Annotated in this window: 16 protein-coding genes and 1 pseudogene; 9 read left to right on the top strand and 8 right to left on the bottom strand. The window is 64.1% G+C overall.

The features are described 5' to 3' along the window. The 3 genes and pseudogenes from AWB79_RS38180 to prpF all read left to right on the top strand — a co-directional run. Positions 1-120: pseudogene (locus AWB79_RS38180) on the top strand (2-methylcitrate synthase); the annotation flags it as partial. A gap of 278 nt (positions 121-398) precedes the next feature. Beyond that, on the top strand, positions 399-2,996 hold the full coding sequence (gene acnD / locus AWB79_RS11755; protein ID WP_061167577.1) for a Fe/S-dependent 2-methylisocitrate dehydratase AcnD: 2,598 nt from the start codon (positions 399-401) through the stop codon (positions 2,994-2,996). A 50-nt stretch (positions 2,997-3,046) separates the two neighbouring features. After that, positions 3,047-4,240: a 2-methylaconitate cis-trans isomerase PrpF gene (prpF, locus tag AWB79_RS11750; protein ID WP_061167576.1), complete on the top strand. Its 1,194-nt coding sequence runs from the start codon at positions 3,047-3,049 to the stop codon at positions 4,238-4,240. Positions 4,241-4,263: 23 nt separating this feature from the next. On the opposite strand, the gene AWB79_RS11745 is transcribed toward prpF, so the two are convergent. After that, positions 4,264-5,667: an FAD-binding oxidoreductase gene (locus AWB79_RS11745; RefSeq protein WP_061167575.1), complete on the bottom strand. Its 1,404-nt coding sequence runs from the start codon at positions 5,665-5,667 to the stop codon at positions 4,264-4,266. Next, the gene (locus tag AWB79_RS11740; RefSeq protein WP_061167574.1) at positions 5,664-6,647 is read right to left on the bottom strand and encodes an isopenicillin N synthase family dioxygenase; all 984 of its coding nucleotides are present in this window, start codon (positions 6,645-6,647) and stop codon (positions 5,664-5,666) included. The genes AWB79_RS11745 and AWB79_RS11740 overlap by 4 nt, the downstream gene beginning before the upstream one ends. Positions 6,648-6,899: 252 nt before the next feature. Here AWB79_RS11740 and AWB79_RS11735 point away from each other — a divergent pair, with 252 nt between their 5' ends. Genes AWB79_RS11735 through hutC form a run of 5 tightly spaced genes read left to right on the top strand, consistent with a single transcriptional unit; the run spans position 6,900 to position 10,791 of the window. Beyond that, positions 6,900-7,727, top strand: coding sequence for a transporter substrate-binding domain-containing protein (locus AWB79_RS11735; protein ID WP_061167573.1), 828 nt, complete (start codon positions 6,900-6,902; stop codon positions 7,725-7,727). Between the two features lie 37 nt (positions 7,728-7,764). Beyond that, entirely contained in the window at positions 7,765-8,415 is a 651-nt protein-coding gene (locus AWB79_RS11730) for an amino acid ABC transporter permease (protein WP_061167572.1), read from the top strand. A gap of 10 nt (positions 8,416-8,425) precedes the next feature. Next, positions 8,426-9,088 (top strand): amino acid ABC transporter permease, encoded by a 663-nt coding sequence (locus AWB79_RS11725; protein ID WP_061167571.1) that lies wholly within the window; start codon positions 8,426-8,428, stop codon positions 9,086-9,088. Positions 9,089-9,109: 21 nt separating this feature from the next. Beyond that, on the top strand, positions 9,110-9,979 hold the full coding sequence (locus tag AWB79_RS11720; protein WP_061167570.1) for an amino acid ABC transporter ATP-binding protein: 870 nt from the start codon (positions 9,110-9,112) through the stop codon (positions 9,977-9,979). Positions 9,980-10,008: 29 nt separating this feature from the next. Beyond that, positions 10,009-10,791, top strand: coding sequence for a histidine utilization transcriptional repressor HutC (gene hutC, locus AWB79_RS11715; RefSeq protein WP_096031530.1), 783 nt, complete (start codon positions 10,009-10,011; stop codon positions 10,789-10,791). A gap of 118 nt (positions 10,792-10,909) precedes the next feature. Here the strand turns inward: hutC and AWB79_RS11710 are convergent, their stop codons facing one another. After that, positions 10,910-11,188, bottom strand: coding sequence for an HU family DNA-binding protein (locus AWB79_RS11710; protein WP_061167568.1), 279 nt, complete (start codon positions 11,186-11,188; stop codon positions 10,910-10,912). 118 nt (positions 11,189-11,306) lie between these two features. Here AWB79_RS11710 and AWB79_RS11705 point away from each other — a divergent pair, with 118 nt between their 5' ends. Next, on the top strand, positions 11,307-11,558 hold the full coding sequence (locus tag AWB79_RS11705) for a hypothetical protein (protein ID WP_061167567.1): 252 nt from the start codon (positions 11,307-11,309) through the stop codon (positions 11,556-11,558). Between the two features lie 86 nt (positions 11,559-11,644). Here AWB79_RS11705 and AWB79_RS11700 read toward each other — a convergent pair whose 3' ends face one another. Genes AWB79_RS11700 through AWB79_RS11680 form a run of 5 tightly spaced genes read right to left on the bottom strand, consistent with a single transcriptional unit; the run spans position 11,645 to position 17,099 of the window. After that, positions 11,645-12,565, bottom strand: coding sequence for a dihydrodipicolinate synthase family protein (locus AWB79_RS11700; RefSeq protein WP_061167566.1), 921 nt, complete (start codon positions 12,563-12,565; stop codon positions 11,645-11,647). Positions 12,566-12,591: 26 nt separating this feature from the next. Next, complete coding sequence (locus AWB79_RS11695; protein WP_061167565.1) at positions 12,592-13,548, bottom strand: amidohydrolase family protein; 957 nt, start codon at positions 13,546-13,548, stop codon at positions 12,592-12,594. Between the two features lie 4 nt (positions 13,549-13,552). Continuing rightward, the gene (locus AWB79_RS11690) at positions 13,553-14,554 is read right to left on the bottom strand and encodes a 4-hydroxythreonine-4-phosphate dehydrogenase PdxA (RefSeq protein ID WP_061167564.1); all 1,002 of its coding nucleotides are present in this window, start codon (positions 14,552-14,554) and stop codon (positions 13,553-13,555) included. A gap of 22 nt (positions 14,555-14,576) precedes the next feature. Beyond that, positions 14,577-15,878 carry an MFS transporter gene (locus tag AWB79_RS11685; RefSeq protein WP_061167605.1) on the bottom strand — a complete coding sequence of 434 codons (1,302 nt, stop codon included), beginning with the start codon at positions 15,876-15,878 and terminating at the stop codon, positions 14,577-14,579. 45 nt (positions 15,879-15,923) lie between these two features. Further along, on the bottom strand, positions 15,924-17,099 hold the full coding sequence (locus AWB79_RS11680; RefSeq protein ID WP_061167563.1) for an L-rhamnonate dehydratase: 1,176 nt from the start codon (positions 17,097-17,099) through the stop codon (positions 15,924-15,926). Positions 17,100-17,240: the final 141 nt, after the last annotated feature.

Here is a 17,240-nt window from a genome sequence, read left to right as displayed (position 1 = left end):
ACTTCCGGCTGGGCGGCGCACATCATCGAGCAGCGCATCGACAACAAGATCATCCGGCCGAGCGCGAACTACACTGGGCCGGAGAACCTCGAGTTCGTGCCGCTGGCCAAGCGTTCGTGAAGTACATACCCCCTTTGCGTGATACGCGAGATACGTGAGGGTTTCGGGGCCGCCGTCGCACCCGGCGGCGGCGCCCTTTTTTTGAGCTGCAAGTCCTGTCTCAGCCGCAGGCAATGCAAAGCCGGCAATCATCGAACCCCGAGTTGAGCCATACTCTTGCCTCGAACCGTGAAGCCAGCGGCGCCTAAAATAGCCCGAATATCCAGACGAAGGGGTCTTCCCCACAATACCCTTTGAGCATGGCGCCCGAGAGACCATGCAATGACCGAGACACGGCGATGAATACTGCAAACCGCAAACCCCTGCCCGGCTCCTCGCTCGATTACTTCGACGCGCGCGCAGCCGTCGAATCCATCGCGCCAGGCGCGTATGACAAGCTGCCTTACACCTCGCGCGTGCTGGCTGAAAATCTCGTCCGCCGCTGCGATCCGGCGATCCTCGAAGCCTCGCTTGCGCAGCTCGTCGAAAGAAAGCGCGAGCGCGACTTCCCGTGGTTCCCGGCGCGCGTGGTCTGTCACGACATTCTCGGCCAGACGGCGCTCGTGGATCTCGCCGGCCTGCGCGACGCGATCGCGGACCAGGGCGGCGATCCGGCCAAGGTGAATCCGGTGGTGCCGGTGCAGCTCATCGTCGATCATTCGCTTGCCGTTGAATGCGGCGGCTTCGATCCGGACGCGTTCGCTAAGAACCGCGCGATCGAAGACCGGCGCAACGAAGATCGCTTCGACTTCATCAACTGGACGAAGAAAGCGTTCAAGAATGTCGATGTGATTCCGCCGGGCAACGGCATCATGCATCAGATCAATCTGGAGCGCATGTCGCCGGTGATTCATGCGGTGGATGGCATCGCGTATCCGGATACGCTCGTCGGCACCGACAGCCACACGCCGCACGTCGATGCGCTCGGCGTGATCGCGATCGGCGTGGGCGGGCTCGAAGCGGAGAACGTCATGCTCGGCCGCGCGTCGTGGATGCGCCTGCCGGACATCGTCGGCGTCGAGCTCTCCGGCAAGCGTCAGCCGGGCATCACGGCAACCGACATCGTGCTCGCGCTCACCGAATTCCTGCGCAAGGAGAAGGTCGTCGGCGCGTATCTCGAGTTCTATGGCGAAGGCGCGTCGAGCCTCACGCTCGGCGACCGCGCAACGATCTCGAACATGGCGCCCGAATACGGCGCGACCGCCGCGATGTTCTATATCGATGAACAGACCATCGAATATTTGCGTCTCACCGGCCGCGACGACAAGCAAGTGAGCCTCGTCGAGCAATACGCGAAAACCGCTGGCCTGTGGGCCGATTCGCTCGAACACGCCGAATACGAACGCGTGCTGCGCTTCGATCTCTCGACGGTCGTGCGCAACATGGCAGGTCCCTCGAATCCGCACAAGCGCCTGCCCGTTTCCGAACTGGCGAGCCGCGGCATCGCGGGCAAATGGGAAGAAACGCCGGGACAGATGCCCGATGGCGCGGTCATCATCGCGGCGATCACGAGCTGCACGAACACGAGCAATCCGCGCAACGTGATCGCGGCGGCGCTGCTCGCTCGCAATGCGAATGCGCAAGGCCTCACGCGCAAGCCGTGGGTGAAGTCGTCGCTCGCGCCGGGATCGAAAGCGGTCGAACTGTACCTGCAGGAAGCCAATTTGCTGCCCGATCTGGAGCAACTCGGCTTCGGCATCGTCGCGTTCGCGTGCACGACGTGCAACGGCATGTCAGGCGCGCTCGACCCGGCGATTCAGCAGGAGATCATCGATCGCGATCTGTACGCGACCGCCGTGCTCTCCGGCAATCGCAACTTCGATGGCCGCATTCATCCGTATGCGAAGCAGGCGTTTCTCGCGTCGCCGCCGCTCGTCGTCGCGTATGCGATCGCGGGCACGATCCGCTTCGATATCGAACGCGATGTGCTGGGCGTCGGCAAAGACGGACAACCCGTTTATCTCAAGGACATCTGGCCGAGCGATGAAGAGATCGACGCCATCGTCAAACAGAGCGTGAAGCCCGAGCAGTTCCGCAAGGTATACGAACCGATGTTCGCGCTGACCGCGCAAAGCGGCGAGACCATCAGCCCGCTCTACGACTGGCGCGCGCAAAGCACCTACATTCGCCGCCCGCCGTATTGGGAAGGCGCGCTCGCGGGTGAGCGCACGCTCAAGGGCATGCGTCCGCTCGCCGTGCTCGGCGACAACATCACAACTGACCATCTCTCGCCGTCGAACGCGATTCTCGCGAACAGCGCGGCGGGCGAATACCTCGCGAAAATGGGCTTGCCCGAGAAAGACTTCAATTCCTACGCGACGCATCGCGGCGACCATCTGACGGCGCAGCGCGCGACCTTCGCGAACCCGACGCTCATCAACGAAATGGCCGTCGTCGATGGTCAGGTGAAGAAAGGCTCGCTCGCGCGTGTCGAACCGGAAGGCCGCGTGACGCGCATGTGGGAAGCCATCGAAACCTACATGGAGCGCAAGCAGCCGCTCATCATCGTGGCGGGCGCGGATTACGGGCAAGGCTCGTCGCGCGACTGGGCCGCGAAGGGCGTGCGGCTCGCGGGCGTCGAAGCGATCGTCGCGGAAGGCTTCGAGCGCATTCATCGCACGAACCTGATCGGCATGGGCGTGTTGCCGCTCGAATTCAAGCAGGGCGAAAATCGCCAGACGTACGGCATCGACGGCACCGAGACCTATGACGTGATCGGCGAGCGCAAGCCGCGCGCGGACCTCACGCTCGTGATCCATCGCGGCAATGGCGAGCGCGTCGAAGTGCCGGTGACGTGCCGGCTCGATACGGCCGAAGAAGTCTCGATCTATGAAGCCGGAGGCGTGCTGCAACGTTTCGCTCAGGACTTCCTGGAATCCTCGAAAGAAGCGGCCTGATAGCGCTCGGAGACGGCGCGGCGCGTCGTCTTCTCTAACCAAGGAATCACATGGCACACGCAGCTCAGATCAAGATCGCCGCTACCTACATGCGAGGCGGCACCAGCAAGGGCGTTTTCTTTCGCCTGAACGATTTGCCCGAAGCGGCGCGCGTGCCCGGTCCCGCGCGCGACGCGCTTTTCTTGCGCGTGATCGGCAGCCCGGACCCCTATGGCAAGCAGATCGACGGCATGGGCGGCGCGACCTCGAGCACGAGCAAGACGGTCATCGTCTCGAAGAGCACGCGGCCCGGTCATGACGTCGACTATCTGTTCGGGCAGGTTTCCATCGACAAGCCGTTCGTCGACTGGAGCGGCAACTGCGGCAATCTCTCGGCGGCGGTGGGACCGTTCGCGATCACGGGCGGACTCGTCGATCCCGAACGCGTGCCGGACAACGGCATTGCGACCGTGCGCATCTGGCAGGCGAACATCGGCAAGACGATCATCGCGCATGTGCCGATGACCAATGGCTCCGTGCAGGAAACCGGCGATTTCGAGCTGGACGGCGTGACCTTCCCCGCCGCCGAAGTGCAACTGGAGTTTCTCGATCCGGCCGCGGAAGAAGAAGGCGCGGAAGGCTCGATGTTCCCCACGGGCAATCTCGTCGACGATCTCGAAGTGCCCGGCATCGGCACCTTCAAGGCGACGATGATCAACGCGGGCATTCCGACGATCTTCGTGAACGCGGACGCCATCGGCTACACGGGCACGGAGTTGCAGGACGCGATCAATGGCGACGACGCGGCATTGAAGCGCTTCGAGACCATTCGCGCCTACGGCGCGCTGCGCATGGGGCTCATCAAGAACCTCGATGAAATAGCGAAGCGTCAGCACACGCCGAAGATCGCGTTCGTCGCGCGTCCCGCCGAGTATGTCGCATCGAGCGGCAAGCGCATCGGCGCGGACGATGTCGATGTGCTCGTGCGCGCGATGTCGATGGGCAAGCTGCATCACGCGATGATGGGCACGGCGGCCGTCGCGATCGGCACGGCGGCGGCGATTCCGGGCACGCTCGTGAATCTCGCGGCGGGCGGCGGCGAGCGGCAGTCGGTGCGCTTCGGGCATCCGTCGGGCACGTTGCGTGTCGGTGCCGAAGCGGTCGAAGCGAACGGCGAATGGCAGGTGAAGAAAGCCATCATGAGCCGCAGCGCGCGCGTGCTGATGGAAGGCTGGGTGCGTGTTCCGGCCGTCGTGCTGGATTGAGTCGTTCAGCGTGAGGGCACGGCTCAGATCACCTTGCCCGGATTCAGAACGCCCTTCGGATCGAGCGCGGCCTTGATCGCACGCATGGCCGCGAGTTCGTCGGGCGATCGCGAGAGCGGCAGATACGCGCGCTTGAGCAAGCCGATGCCATGCTCCGCCGAAACCGATCCGCCATACGGTTGCAGCATGTCGTACACGAAGGCGTAAATGTCTTCGTGCGCGACATCCGGAACCGAACGCCCATCCACGGTGACATGCAGGTTCGAGTCGCCGATATGCCCGAAGTAATACGAGCGGTTCGAAGGCCAGCGCGCATCGAGCGCCGCGCGGCACTTATCGACGAATTCGCCGATCGAACCAATGGGCAGACTCACATCGAAGTTGACCGGGTCCATGCGCGACGGAAACTCGGCGGTGCATTCGCGCACCGCCCAGAGCGCGCGCGCATCGGCCACCGATTGCGCGAGGATCGCGTCGCGCACCAGACCGGTATCGAGCGCGTGTGCAAGCGCGGCAAAAAAGGCTTCGCCTTGATCGTTCGTGTCGAGTCCCGCATGCTCGATCAGCGCATAGAGCGGATGCGCCTGCGCGAACGGCGAGCGCGCCTGCGCCGTCAGCGCAACGCCGAAGCCGAAGAAGTCTGGCCACATGATCTCGAATGCGCCGATGTCGTTACCGAAGCGCGCCGACAACGTGCGTAACAGCTTCACGGCCGCATCGTAATCGTCGAGCGCGACGAGCGCCGTATGTCGGATTCCGCGCGGTGGATGAAGCCGCAAAACCGCACGCGTGATGATGCCGAGCGTGCCTTCCGAACCGATGAACAACTGCTTCAGGTCGTAACCCGTGTTGTTCTTCGTCATCTTCGTCATCGAGCTCAGAACCGCGCCGCTCGCGAGCACCGCTTCGAGACCTAACACCTGATCGCGCGCCGTTCCCGACTGGATCACGCGATTGCCGCCCGCGTTCGTCGCCAGATTGCCGCCGATCTGACACGAGCCGCGCGCGCCGAGATCGAGCCCGAGTTCGAAACCAGCGGCGCTCGCGGCTTCCTGCGCGACTTGCAATGTCGTGCCCGCGCGCACGGTCATCGTGGCCGAGGCCATGTCGATTTCATCGATGCCCGCGAAACGCGCGAGCGACAGCGCGATCTCATCGGCAGCGGCGATCGCGCCGCCCGCGAGTCCCGTCATGCCGCCTTGGGGCACCACATGCACACCCGCTTCGTTGCAGAGTGCGAGCGCGCGCGCGACTTCATCGGTCGAGCGCGGCAACAGCAGCGCGGCGGGACGTGTGGGCGTGTAGCCGGTCCAGTCGGTCATCGCGTGGGCGGGGATGGCGTCGCCGGTGCGCACGCCGTCATCGCCGAGCACTTCACGCAACGCGCTAATGACACGTTCGAGCACCACGGACGATGCGCCGCTCATGCCGCCGAGCCCTGCTCTGCCGCGCGCTTCTTGCGATAACCCATCGAGTCGTTGATGCGTCCGAGAATGTAGTCGCCCGCCGCAACCGGCGCGTGACGCGACTCGCCGGCGGGCGTGCCGAGATCGACCGGATCGACGATGGCGTCGTAAGTCGGATCGTAGAACGTCGCGATCGAATAGCGTTCGCGCCCCGACGCATTGATCACGCGATGCAAGGTCGACCTGAAGCGATCGTTGGTCCAGCGCGCGAGCAGATCGCCCACGTTCACGACGAAGCTGCCCGGTATGGGCGGCGCATCGATCCATGTCCCGCTCGCGATCTCGCGCACTTGCAGGCCGCCCACGTTGTCCTGCCACAACAGCGTGATGCAGCCGTAGTCCGTGTGCGGTGCGACGCCGAACTGATCCTCGTCGGACTGAGGCGGTTGCGGCGGGTAGTAGACCATCTGCGTGCGTTGCATGCGTTTGCCGTAGCGCGCCGCGAAGAACTGCTCGTCGATACCGAGACTCGCCGCCACCGCGCGCAACAGATGCGAACCGCATGCGCCGATCGCTTCGTAATAGCGATACAACACGGGCCGCAGTTCGGGCATGAAATCGGGCCAGTTGTTCGGTCCGCGCAGCGCCTGTCCCGCGAGCACATCCGGATCGTCTTCCGGCAATTCGAGGCCGATGCTGAAGAACTCCTTGTAGTCGGGCTTCTTGGCCTGATACATGGTCGCATCGCCGAGCGAATTGAAACCGCGATGCCGCTGATTCACCGCCGCGCGCCGCTTGGTTTCCACCGGATGCGCGAAGAACGTGCGCGCGGCTTGCGACGCCGCGTCGATCACCGCCTGCGGCACGCCATGATTCACGATGTAAAAGAAGCCTATGGTGGTGCACGCTTCATGGATTTCGCGGCCCGCTCGGGCCAGTGCGGCGGCATCGCCTTCCAGCACGCCGGCGAAGTCGATCACGGGAATTCGGGTAGCGGGCATCGATGGTTCCTCGCTGGCAGGTCGTGCGGCATGCACGATTTCTGGTTGTATATACCGCCAATTCATCGCATGCAAGCTGCAATGCAGCGCCTTTTCATAGGGGTTTTCTCGGCTTCTTCCATTGCGCATCCGGTGAAACCCGATGTGTCGAAACCCTGATTCTTTTTTGCTTGGGTACCCGAAAATCTGCGGTATATACTGCGCCCAATGCACGACCTCCGCGCCCTGCGCGCGCCTCCTTGGAGACGTCTCATGAAGATGCTTGCAGGCTGGAAACGACATGTGCTGATGGTCGCGCTGTGCGCCGCGAGCGCCTGTGCTTACGCCGAGGATCAACTCGCCAAGGTCAAGAAGGCCGGCGAGCTCGTGGTCGGCACCGAGATGCAATTCGCGCCGTTCGACTTTCTGGAGAACGGTCAGCAGTCGGGTTTCAACAAGGACCTCTTCGCGGAGATCGGCAAGGAACTGGGCGTGAAAGTGCGCTTCATCGACTTGCCGTGGCCGAGCGTTCTGCCCGGCCTCGAAGCGGGCAAGTTCGACATGGTCGGCGGCCCGATCACGGTGACCAAGGCGCGCATGGAGCGCTATACGTACACGCTTCCCGTGGCGGACGCCACCGACGCGTTCCTCAAGCGCGCCAACGATTCGAGCATCAAGCAATCGGCGGATGTGTCGGGCAAGATCGTCGGCGGCGGCAAGGGCTCGGCGCAGCTCGACCAGATGAAGGCCTACATCGCCACGCTGCCGAAGCCGCCCGAAGTGCGTGAGTACATCGACAACAATCAGGCTTATGCGGATCTCGCGGCCGGGCGCATCGTCGCTGTGGCGAACTCGATGACCAACATCGCCTATGTCGCGAAGCAACGGCCTGAAACGTTCGCGGTCGTGCAGCCGCCCTTCGGCGCGAAGGTGTATTTCGCGTACTGTCTGCGCAAGGACGCGGACAGCAAGCCGCTCGCCGACGCGTTCAATGCGGCGCTCCTGAAAGTGAACAAGGACGGCCGTCTCGCCACCCTGCAGAAGAAGTGGTTCGGCGTCGCGATGGACGTGCCTTCCACGCTGCCCACGCCGAACTACTGAGCGACGTTTCGGCGCGCTCTTCGGAAAGGCCATCGCCATGTTCAGCTTCAATGTGTTCGTTCAGGGCGTGCCGCTTCTGTTGCACGCGGCGCTCGCCACGGTCGGCATATCGCTGGCGGGCTTGCTGATCGGCTTCTTCGTGGCCGTCGCGGTGTGCGCCGCGCGGCTGTCTTCCAGCCGCGCATGGCAGACGGCCGGCGGCGCGTACGTGTTCTTCTTTCGCGGCGTGCCGATGCTGGTGCAACTGCTGCTCGTGTATTACCTGCTGCCGTTCGTGGGCGTCAACGTGCCGCCGCTCGTCGCGGCCATCAGTACGGTGGCGCTCTGCTCGGCGTCTTACGTCGCCGAAATTTTGCGTGGCGGTTTCATGAGCATCCCGCCAGGACAGCTCGAAGCCGCGCGCATGCTCGGACTCTCGCCGCTCGACATGCTGCGCCGCATTCAGGTGCCGCAGGCGTTTCGTCTCACCCTGCCCTCGCTCGTCAACGAGATGGTGCTGCTCATCAAGGCGTCGTCGCTGATCTCCGTGGTGGGCGTGGCCGAAATCACGCGCACCGCGCAGAACATCGCGGCAAGCAGTTATCGTCCGCTCGAAGCGTATACCGCCGCGGGGCTCATCTATTTCGTGATCTGCGGCGCGCTCTCGCTGGCCGCGCACGCCGCGGAACAACGCCTGCAGCTCGCCTGAGAACGCCGTCATGCAGCAATTCGATCCCACCATCCTCACGCACAACCTTCCGGCTATCGGCGCGGGTTTCGCCACCACGCTCGGCACGTGGGTCGCGGGCGTCGCGCTCGGCATCGTCATCGGATTTTGTATCGCGCTCGCGCAGCTCTTTTGCGGACGATGGGTGCGCGGCGCGCTGCGCGTCTATATCGAACTGTTTCGCGGCACGCCGTTTCTCGTGCAGCTCTTTCTGCTGTATTACGGCGGACCTTCGTTCGGCATCACGCTGGAGCCGCTCACCGCGGGCGTGGTCGGTCTCGGGCTCTATGGCGGCGCATATTTCGCCGAAGTCTTCCGCTCGGGCTTCGGCGCGGTGCCGCGCGGTCATCTGGAAGCGGCGGCCTGTCTCGGACTCACGCACTGGCAGGCAATCTGGCGCATCCAGATTCCTCAGATGCTCGTGCTGATCGTGCCCGCGCTGGTCAATCTCATCATCGTGCTCAGCAAGGAAACGGCGGTGCTCTCCATCGTCACCGTGCCGGAACTGACGTTCGTGCTGACGGGCATCGGCTCGGCGACCTTCGCGTTCGTCGAAACCCTGCTCGCGTTGTGCGTCTGCTATCTGGTGCTCGTCGAACTCGCATCGCGCGCCGGGATGTGGGTCGAAACGCGCGTGACCCGCTTTCTTGCCTGAACGTACCTGGACTCGTCTGCCATGATCGATTCCCCGCTCTCTCCCTCCGAACTCGGCGAGGTTCCGGTCTTCGTGAATGCGCCCGCGGCGCCGCTCGTGGAAGTGCGCGGGCTGCACAAGCGCTTCAACGAAACGGAAGTGCTGCGCGGCGTGGATCTCGACATCGGCAAGTCGGAAGTGGTCTGCGTGATCGGCCCGTCCGGATCGGGCAAGAGCACGCTGCTGCGCTGTCTCGCCGCGCTCGAAACCTATGACGAAGGCGAAGTGCGTATCGAAGGCGAGCTGCTCGGCTATGGCGCGCGCAACGGTCGGCGCGTGCGCGCATCGAATGCCGAGATCAACCGCGTGCGGCGCAATGTCGGCATGGTGTTTCAGCAGTTCAACCTGTGGCCGCACATGAGCGCGCTCGACAACGTGATGGAGGCGCTGCTGCGCGTACGCCGACTGTCGCGCAACGAGGCGCGCGCACGCGCCGGGCAGATGCTCGAGACCGTGGGCCTCGCGCACAAGGGCGATGCGTATCCCGCGAAGCTTTCCGGCGGCCAGCAGCAGCGCGTCGCGATCGCGCGCGCGCTGGCGATGGAACCGCACATCATGCTCTTCGACGAACCGACTTCCGCGCTCGATCCCGAACTCGTCGGTGAAGTCCTGCAAGTGATGAAGCAGCTCGCGCGCGACGGCATGACGATGGCCGTCGTCACGCACGAGATGGGTTTCGCCGCGCAGGTGGCGGACAAGGTCGTGTTCATCGATCAGGGGCGCATTGCGGTGCAGGGCAAGCCACGCGAGGTGTTTCACGATGCGAAGCATCCGCGCCTGCGGCAGTTCCTGCAGAACTATTTCGATCGCAACGCGTTCTGGTCGCGAGGTCCGCAAGACGAACAGGCGTGATGGCGTGCGCAGCGAAAGGAGATCAGGCCATGTCGGCACCGACGACGGTGAAGCACATCGCAAGCGCGGACATCGCGGGCGAGTCCGACACGCCGCTTGCGCGCTACGCTCAGGTCAAGAGTTTCATTCGCGGGAAGATCGAGTCGGGCGCGTGGATGCCCGGCGACCGCATTCCGTCCGAGCTGAGTCTCGTGGAGTCGCTCGGCGTTTCGCGCATGACGATCAACCGCGCGCTGCGCGAGCTGACCGGCGAAGGCTGGATCACGCGGCACTCGGGCGTGGGCACGTTCGTGGCGAAGGCGAAGCCGCAGTCGACGCTTCTGATGATCGCCCATATCGGCGAAGAGATTCGGGCTCGCGGTCATGAATACGACTACCACACCGTGATCGCGCAACGCGAAAGCGCACCGCCCGCCGTCTCCAATGCGCTCGGCCTGCCGCCCAGCTCTTCCGTGTTTCATCTGATCGGCGTGCATCGTGAAAACGGCGTGCCGGTGCGGCTGGAAGATCGCTATGTGAATCCGGCGGCCGTGCCGGATTTTCTGGAGCAGGACTTCGACGCCCTGCGGCCCTCGGAGTTTCTGTCGGCCAGCGTGCCCGCGCACGAGATCGAGCATGTCGTCGATGCGTGCCTGCCGACGCGCTCCGAAGCGCGGCTGCTTGAAATCGGTCCCGAGGAGCCGTGTCTCGCGCTCGTCAGGCGCACCTGGATGAATGGTGTCGCGGTGACCTTCGCGCGCTTTGTGCATCCGGGTTCGAGATATCGGCTCGGGTGCCGGTTCCGGCCGGAAGACGCGCGATTTCAGGGGTGACGCAGCCGTTATTCACGGAACGAAGCTTGCTTGACGGTCCGAACGAAGGCTTGTTGTAAGCAAAAAAAGCTGGCGGACCGGTACGACGCGCGATGCGTCGTCCCCGGGCCGCCTGTTGTCACGCCTGGTTGACGGCGTCCTTGAACGCCTTGCCTGCCGTGAATTTGACCGTCTTGGCGGCCGCGATTTCGATGGCTTCACCCGTCTGCGGATTGCGGCCGGTACGTGCGGAGCGCTCGCCGGTTCCAAACGATCCGAAGCCGATCAGCTGAACGGCGTCGCCCTCGGCGACCGCTTTCGAAATCGTGTTCAACACCGCGTTGATCGTGTCTTCGGCGGCGACCTTGCTCAAGCCGGCTTCGGCGGCCACTGCATCAATCAGTTCCTGCTTGTTCATCAGTCCAATCTCCTCATATGAAAGACCGCGATCATACCTAAGACCCGTCAATTTACCAGACCGACGCTGTCGGCCACGCTGGCCGCATCGCCACACCGCACACAATACTGGATGCGGGATGTGTTCTCCAATTCCGTCGCGGGCGTCGAATCAGCTTCCCCGCGCGCTTAACGCCCGGGCCGACAAGCATGCGTGGGGTTATGACTGGCTCAACGGCGGCTCGGGAGATGGCGTCGACGATCTCATGCGCGCCGAGATCAACTCCATAGATCCCGCGACGAACACCGACTACACGGACGTCTCGAATCGAACGGTTATTTCGATGCCCACGGAAACATCGGGCGGGCCAATACGAGGAGCGGCCATCTGAATGACTGCGCCGGACTGAGCGGCGAACGCTTCCGAGTTTGACCGCGCGCCGGCCATTCAGACTCGGCGCGCGCTATCGATCCAGGCTCAGTGGCCCCAGCGCAGGACCAGCGGATCGAGCCTGCGGGCCACCTCGAGCAGCCCTTCGCGCACCTTCGGATGCATCGGCGCGAGCGGATGGCGCACCGCGTCCGAACGGATCACACCGCCCTCCTTCATCAGCGTCTTGCACGCCGCGAGCCCGCACTGGCGGTTCTCGTAGTTGATGAGCGGAAGCCATTGCTGATAGAGCGCCGCCGCCTGCCCGGTATCGCCGGACGCATACGCATCGACGATCTTGCGAATGCCGTCGGGATAGCCGCCGCCGGTCATCGCGCCGGTCGCGCCCGCATCGAAATCCGGAATCAGCGTGATGGCTTCCTCGCCGTCCCAGGGACCCACGATCGCGTCGCCGCCCAGCTCGATCAGCTCGCGCAGCTTGGACGCCGCCTGCGCCGTCTCGACCTTGAAGTACGAGACGTGCTCGACTTCCTTCGCCAGTTTCGCGAGAAACGATGCGGACAGCGGTGTGCCCGCGACCGGCGCATCCTGAATCATGATGGGAATGTCGATCGCGTCCGACACGCGCTGGTAGAACTCCTGGATGCCGCGCTCGCTCACGCGAATGGTCGCGCCGTGATACGGCGGCATCACCATGACCATCGCCGCGCCCGCGTCCTGCGCCGCGCGGCTGCGTTCGGCGCAGATCTGCGAGCCGAAGTGCGTGGTCGTGACGATCACCGGCACGCGGCCCGCGACATGTTCGAGCACGGTGCGCTGCACGGCCTCGCGCTCGGCGTCGGAGAGCGCGAACTGCTCGGAGAAGTTGGCGAGAATGCACACGCCGTGCGACCCCGCGTCGATCATGAAATCGATGGCGCGCTTCTGGCCTTCGAGATCGAGCTTGCCGTTGTCATCGAAGATGGTGGGAGCGACGGGGAACACGCCGCGATAGATCGGTGCAGTCATGTTGAGAGTGTCTCCTTGATGAGTATCTATATCCGGTAAAGTGCGCACGCATTGTCGTAAAAGAGCGCGAGACGCTCTTCGCGCGAGCGCTGGGCGACCATTGCCTTGAAGCCGCTGAACAGATCGTCGAGCGTGACCACGAGACTGTCGACGGGAAAGTTGCTCGCGAAGAGACAACGCGTCGCGCCGAAGCTCGCGATCGCGTCGCGCACGACCGGGCCGTTGCGCGCGGCGCTCCATGTCACGCCCTGCTCGCCGATGCCCGAAATCTTCAGCCACACGTTCGGATGACGCGCGAGCGTATCGAGCGCGCGCCGCCACGCGGCCAGCGCTTCGTCGCTGCGATCGGCGGGCAGGCCCGTGTGATTCACGATGATTGTCGTGCGCGGAAAGTCGCGCGCGAGTTCGCTCGCCTCGCCGAAATGCCACCACGGCGCTTGTAACTCGAACATCAGGCCGCTCGCTTCGAGCAGCGCATAACCGCGCCTCCAGCGCTCGCAACGCATCGAGCCGGGCGCGTTGAAATCGGCGCCATGCGTTGCGCGCGGCACGGTCGTGGGCTTGTGCCGCACGCTGCGCACGAGCGGCAAGTCGCGATAGGCGGCGAGCACATCGGTCACATCGTCGCGGTCGAGCCAGATCTGCGCGGCCATCGCGCTCGGCAAGCCGGTGCGCTGATGCAGCGCCGTGGCCCAGCGCGCCTCGCCCGTCGGATCGCGCGGGTCCCATTCGCCTTCCATCATCACTGTCTTGACGATGCGATGATTGCCCGCCTGCGCGAAGTAATCGTCGGGCAGAAAGTCGCGGCAGATGCTTTCGTAATCGCCGTAACGAAATGGAATACGCGGCACGTCGCGCAGCCACGGATGATAGTTGCGCTCCAGATCCCAGAAGTGATGATGGGCATCGACGATGGGCAGGTCCGCGTCGTCGCCGCTCGTCAGGAAGCGCTGGCGCAAGGCCTCGATGTGCTCGCGCATCATGACGTCAGCCCAGGCGGTCCTGCGCCATGCGCAACGCGATGTCGAAAGCCTTTTGCGTCGCGCCCACGTCGGCCTTGCCCTGACCGTGGATATCGAACGCGGTGCCGTGCGCGGGCGTGGTGATCGGCACCGGCAGGCCGCCGTGAACCGTCACGCCGCGCCAGAAGCCCATCAGCTTCATCGCGATCTGACCTTGATCGTGGTACATCGTGACCACGCCATCGAACGCTTTCTGATCGCGCGCGCGCACGAAGATCGTATCCGCGGGGAACGGGCCCTGTGCGTCGTAGCCGAGCGAGCGCGCTTTTTCGACGGCGGGCGCGATCACGTCCAGCTCCTCGCGGCCGAACGCGCCATTGTCGCCGTTATGCGGATTGAAGCCGCATACCGCGATGCGCGGGGCGGCGATTCCCGCGCGCTTCAGACCGTCGTCGATCAGGCGGATCGCGCCGATGATGCGCTGCTCCGAAAGCCGCGCGCTCACGTCCTTGAGCGCCATGTGCGAGGTGACGCGCGAAGTCCACAGTTCGTCGAGCACGTTGAACTCGCAGAACGCGCCGCTGTAATCGAGCTGGCGCGCGAACCATTCCATCTCGTCGCTCGTCTCCATGCCCGCCAGATGCAGCGAGGTCTTGTTGACCGGCGCGAACATCATCGCGTGGGTGCGCTTGTCCTGCGTCAGGGCGAGCGCTTTCTTGAACGCCTCGAGGCTGTAGCGGCCGCCGCGTTCCGTCGATACGGCGCGCTCATAGGGCGCTTCGTCGGGCAGGCGGAAATCGATCAGCGCGGGGACATCGGTATCGCGCTTCGCATCGGCTTCGTTCTCGACCACGGTGTAGTCGAAGCGCTGTTGCGCGATTTCCATGCCTTTTTCCAGCTCGCGCCTGTCACCGATGATGAGCAGATCGGCACGCGTGCGATTTTCGGGCCGCGCGAGCAGACGCGCGATGAGTTCGGGACCGATGCCGGCAGGGTCGCCGAGCAGGACTGCAATACGGGGTTTCATCGTAATTTGCCTTTTCTAAATATCAGCGCGTGCGGCGCAGGTCGATAGCGAGCGTTCCGAAGATATACACCAGCGCGCATGCGCTGTAAAAGTCCAGCACCGCGTCGAAAGAGCCGGTGCGTTGAAGAATGAATCCGGTGATGAGCGGAATCGAAATGCCGCCGACGCTGCCCGCGCAATTCATGCACGCGCCGAGCAGGCCGACTCGCCCCGGGCTCGCGAGCAGCGACGGCAGGCTCCAGTAGAGGCTGCCCCACAGCAGCACGAACGCCGCCGCGCACAGCACCGCGATGGCCGTCACGGGCGATGAAATGCCCGGCAGCGCGGCGAACACGGCGAGCGTCGCCAGACCCGATACCGCGATCATGCTCTTCACGACCTTGCCGCGCGCGAAGCCCCAGGAGCACAACGCGTCGCACAGAAAGCCGCCCGTCAACGAGCCGCACGCGCCCGCCAGGAAGATGAAGAAAGTGGCCGCGCCGATCTGCGACAGGCTCAAGCCGCGCGCTTGCGTCAGATAGCTCGGGCCCCAGGTCAGCAAGCCGAAGAAGATCATTGCCCAGGCCATGCGGCCTACGCACATTGCAACCGTGGAGCGCAACGGCAAGGGCGCGTCCTGCATGTGCGCGCTCGCCTGAACCGCGGCGCTCGCCTGCGCGGGCGCGCCGTCGCGGATATGGTCGAGTTCCGCCGCGTTGACGCTCGGATGCTTCGCGGGATCGTCGCGCAGATAGCGCCACGCCAGCCAGCCGCACGCGATGGTCGCGAGACCCGCGACGACGAACGCCGTGCGCCACGAGCCGAACATCAGGATCAGGTTGGAGATCGCGAGACCGCCGATCGCCGCGCCCAGCGGCGATCCCGCATCCATCAGCACCGCGCCGCGCGCGCGTTCCTTCTTCGAGAGCCATAACGCATTGAGCTTGCTGCCCGCAGGAAATAGCGGCGCTTCGGCGGCGCCCAGCCCGACGCGCATGACGAGCATCGAGAGGCCGCCGGTCGCCGCGCCCATCAGCGTCTGAAACAGGCCCCACAGCAACGTTGCGCCGGCGACCACCTTGCGCGCCCCGAAGCGGTCGATCAGCCAGCCCCCCGGAATCTGCAACAGCGCATACGACCAGAAGAAACTGGACAGGATGAGCCCCTGCATCGTGGGCGAGAGGGCGAACTCCTTCGCGATGGTGGGCATCGCGATCGACAGCGAGATGCGGTCCACCAAGTTGATCAGCGTGATGAGGAACACTACGCCGAAGATGCGCCAGCGCACGCTGCTCGCGCGCTGTGCCGTTGCCTGATCATGCGTTGCCGCACGGGCGCTTTCCATGTCCGTCTCCTGTTTCGCGGGCTGCATCGGCCCTTGTCGCAAGGATCATTCGACGATGTCGAAGTCCTTCAGATGCTTGTCCGACAGCGTGATGCCGAGACCCGGCGTCTCGTCGGACAGTTGCAGATAGCCGTTCTCCGGTTGCGGCTCGCCCTCGAAGATGTAGTAGAAAAGCTCGTTGCCCACTTCGACGTCGAACACCGGGAAGAACTCGGACATCGGGCTCGCGGTCGAGGCCATGGTCAGGTGATAGTTATGCATCTGCCCCGCGTGCGGAATGACGGGCACCGACCAAGCCTCGGCCATCGCATTGATCTTGCGCGCCGCCGTAATGCCGCCCACGCGATTCGTGTCGTACTGGATGACGTCCACCGCGCGCCGTTCGAGCAGGTCCTTGAAGCCATACACGGTGAACTCGTGCTCGCCGCCCGAGATGGGCAGGATGTTCATCTTCTTGAGCTCCTGATAGCCTTCCACGTCGTCGCCGATCACCGGTTCTTCCAGCCAGCGCGGATTGAATTCGGCGAGGCGCGGCAGCATGCGGCGCGCGTATTCGAGCGTCCAGCCCATGTAGCATTCGAGCATGATGTCCACCTCGTCGCCCACGAGTTCGCGCAGCAGGCGCACTTGTTCGAGGTTCTTCGCCATGCCCTTCGGGCCGTCCTTCGGGCCATAGCCGAAACGCATCTTCATCGCGGTGAAGCCCTGGTCGAGATAACCATGCGCTTCCGCGAGAAAGGCGTCGCGGTCGTCGTTGTTATAGAGCTTCGACGCATAGCACCAGATCTTCTCTTTCGTGCGGCCGCCGAGCAGCTTGAACACCGGCTTCTTCACGGCCTTGCCCATGATGTCCCAGATGGCGATGTCCATTGCCGAGATCGCCGCCATGCCGATGCCCTTGCGGCCCCACGCCAGCGTGCGCCGGTACATCTTCTGCCACAGGTATTCGTAGTCGAACGGGTCTTCGCCGATGCAGATGGGCGCGAGATATTCATCGACGATCTGCTTGGCCACGCGCGGCGCGAGCGCGCAATTGCCGATGCCCACGGTGCCGTCGTCGCATTCGATCTCCACCACGAGCCAGCCGTGAAAGCGGAACGAGCCCATCGCGTCGCCGCGTTCGTAGAGGATGTCCACCGCGTTCGTGCAGAAGTGCGATTGCGGCGGCACGACCTTGCCTTTCCATTCGAAAACGCGTGCGCGGACGTGCTTGATCTTCATCTTGGTTGTCTCCGTTCGATCGATTGGCGCCGCGCAGGTCGAGGGTTTGCGCGGCTGTTTCGGGTGACGCTAGTGTGCGAAACTCCGCGATAACTGACCACTGAATATTTCGCATCGCCCTATTTCCTATGGTTATCGCTC

Source organism: Caballeronia hypogeia, assembly GCF_001544875.2.
In the GTDB taxonomy this organism is placed as follows: domain Bacteria; phylum Pseudomonadota; class Gammaproteobacteria; order Burkholderiales; family Burkholderiaceae; genus Caballeronia; species Caballeronia hypogeia.
This window is presented reverse-complemented; position numbering and strand designations above follow the sequence as displayed.

Excerpts from the sequence above, each read along its gene's own strand:
- acnD (WP_061167577.1), top strand. The coding sequence starts at position 399 with ATGAATACTGCAAACCGCAAACCCCTGCCCGGCTCCTCGCTCGATTAC.
- prpF (WP_061167576.1), top strand. The coding sequence starts at position 3,047 with ATGGCACACGCAGCTCAGATCAAGATCGCCGCTACCTACATGCGAGGC.
- AWB79_RS11745 (WP_061167575.1), bottom strand. The coding sequence starts at position 5,667 with ATGAGCGGCGCATCGTCCGTGGTGCTCGAACGTGTCATTAGCGCGTTG.
- AWB79_RS11740 (WP_061167574.1), bottom strand. The coding sequence starts at position 6,647 with ATGCCCGCTACCCGAATTCCCGTGATCGACTTCGCCGGCGTGCTGGAA.
- AWB79_RS11735 (WP_061167573.1), top strand. The coding sequence starts at position 6,900 with ATGAAGATGCTTGCAGGCTGGAAACGACATGTGCTGATGGTCGCGCTG.
- AWB79_RS11730 (WP_061167572.1), top strand. The coding sequence starts at position 7,765 with ATGTTCAGCTTCAATGTGTTCGTTCAGGGCGTGCCGCTTCTGTTGCAC.
- AWB79_RS11725 (WP_061167571.1), top strand. The coding sequence starts at position 8,426 with ATGCAGCAATTCGATCCCACCATCCTCACGCACAACCTTCCGGCTATC.
- AWB79_RS11720 (WP_061167570.1), top strand. The coding sequence starts at position 9,110 with ATGATCGATTCCCCGCTCTCTCCCTCCGAACTCGGCGAGGTTCCGGTC.
- hutC (WP_096031530.1), top strand. The coding sequence starts at position 10,009 with ATGTCGGCACCGACGACGGTGAAGCACATCGCAAGCGCGGACATCGCG.
- AWB79_RS11710 (WP_061167568.1), bottom strand. The coding sequence starts at position 11,188 with ATGAACAAGCAGGAACTGATTGATGCAGTGGCCGCCGAAGCCGGCTTG.
- AWB79_RS11705 (WP_061167567.1), top strand. The coding sequence starts at position 11,307 with ATGTGTTCTCCAATTCCGTCGCGGGCGTCGAATCAGCTTCCCCGCGCG.
- AWB79_RS11700 (WP_061167566.1), bottom strand. The coding sequence starts at position 12,565 with ATGACTGCACCGATCTATCGCGGCGTGTTCCCCGTCGCTCCCACCATC.
- AWB79_RS11695 (WP_061167565.1), bottom strand. The coding sequence starts at position 13,548 with ATGATGCGCGAGCACATCGAGGCCTTGCGCCAGCGCTTCCTGACGAGC.
- AWB79_RS11690 (WP_061167564.1), bottom strand. The coding sequence starts at position 14,554 with ATGAAACCCCGTATTGCAGTCCTGCTCGGCGACCCTGCCGGCATCGGT.
- AWB79_RS11685 (WP_061167605.1), bottom strand. The coding sequence starts at position 15,878 with ATGGAAAGCGCCCGTGCGGCAACGCATGATCAGGCAACGGCACAGCGC.
- AWB79_RS11680 (WP_061167563.1), bottom strand. The coding sequence starts at position 17,099 with ATGAAGATCAAGCACGTCCGCGCACGCGTTTTCGAATGGAAAGGCAAG.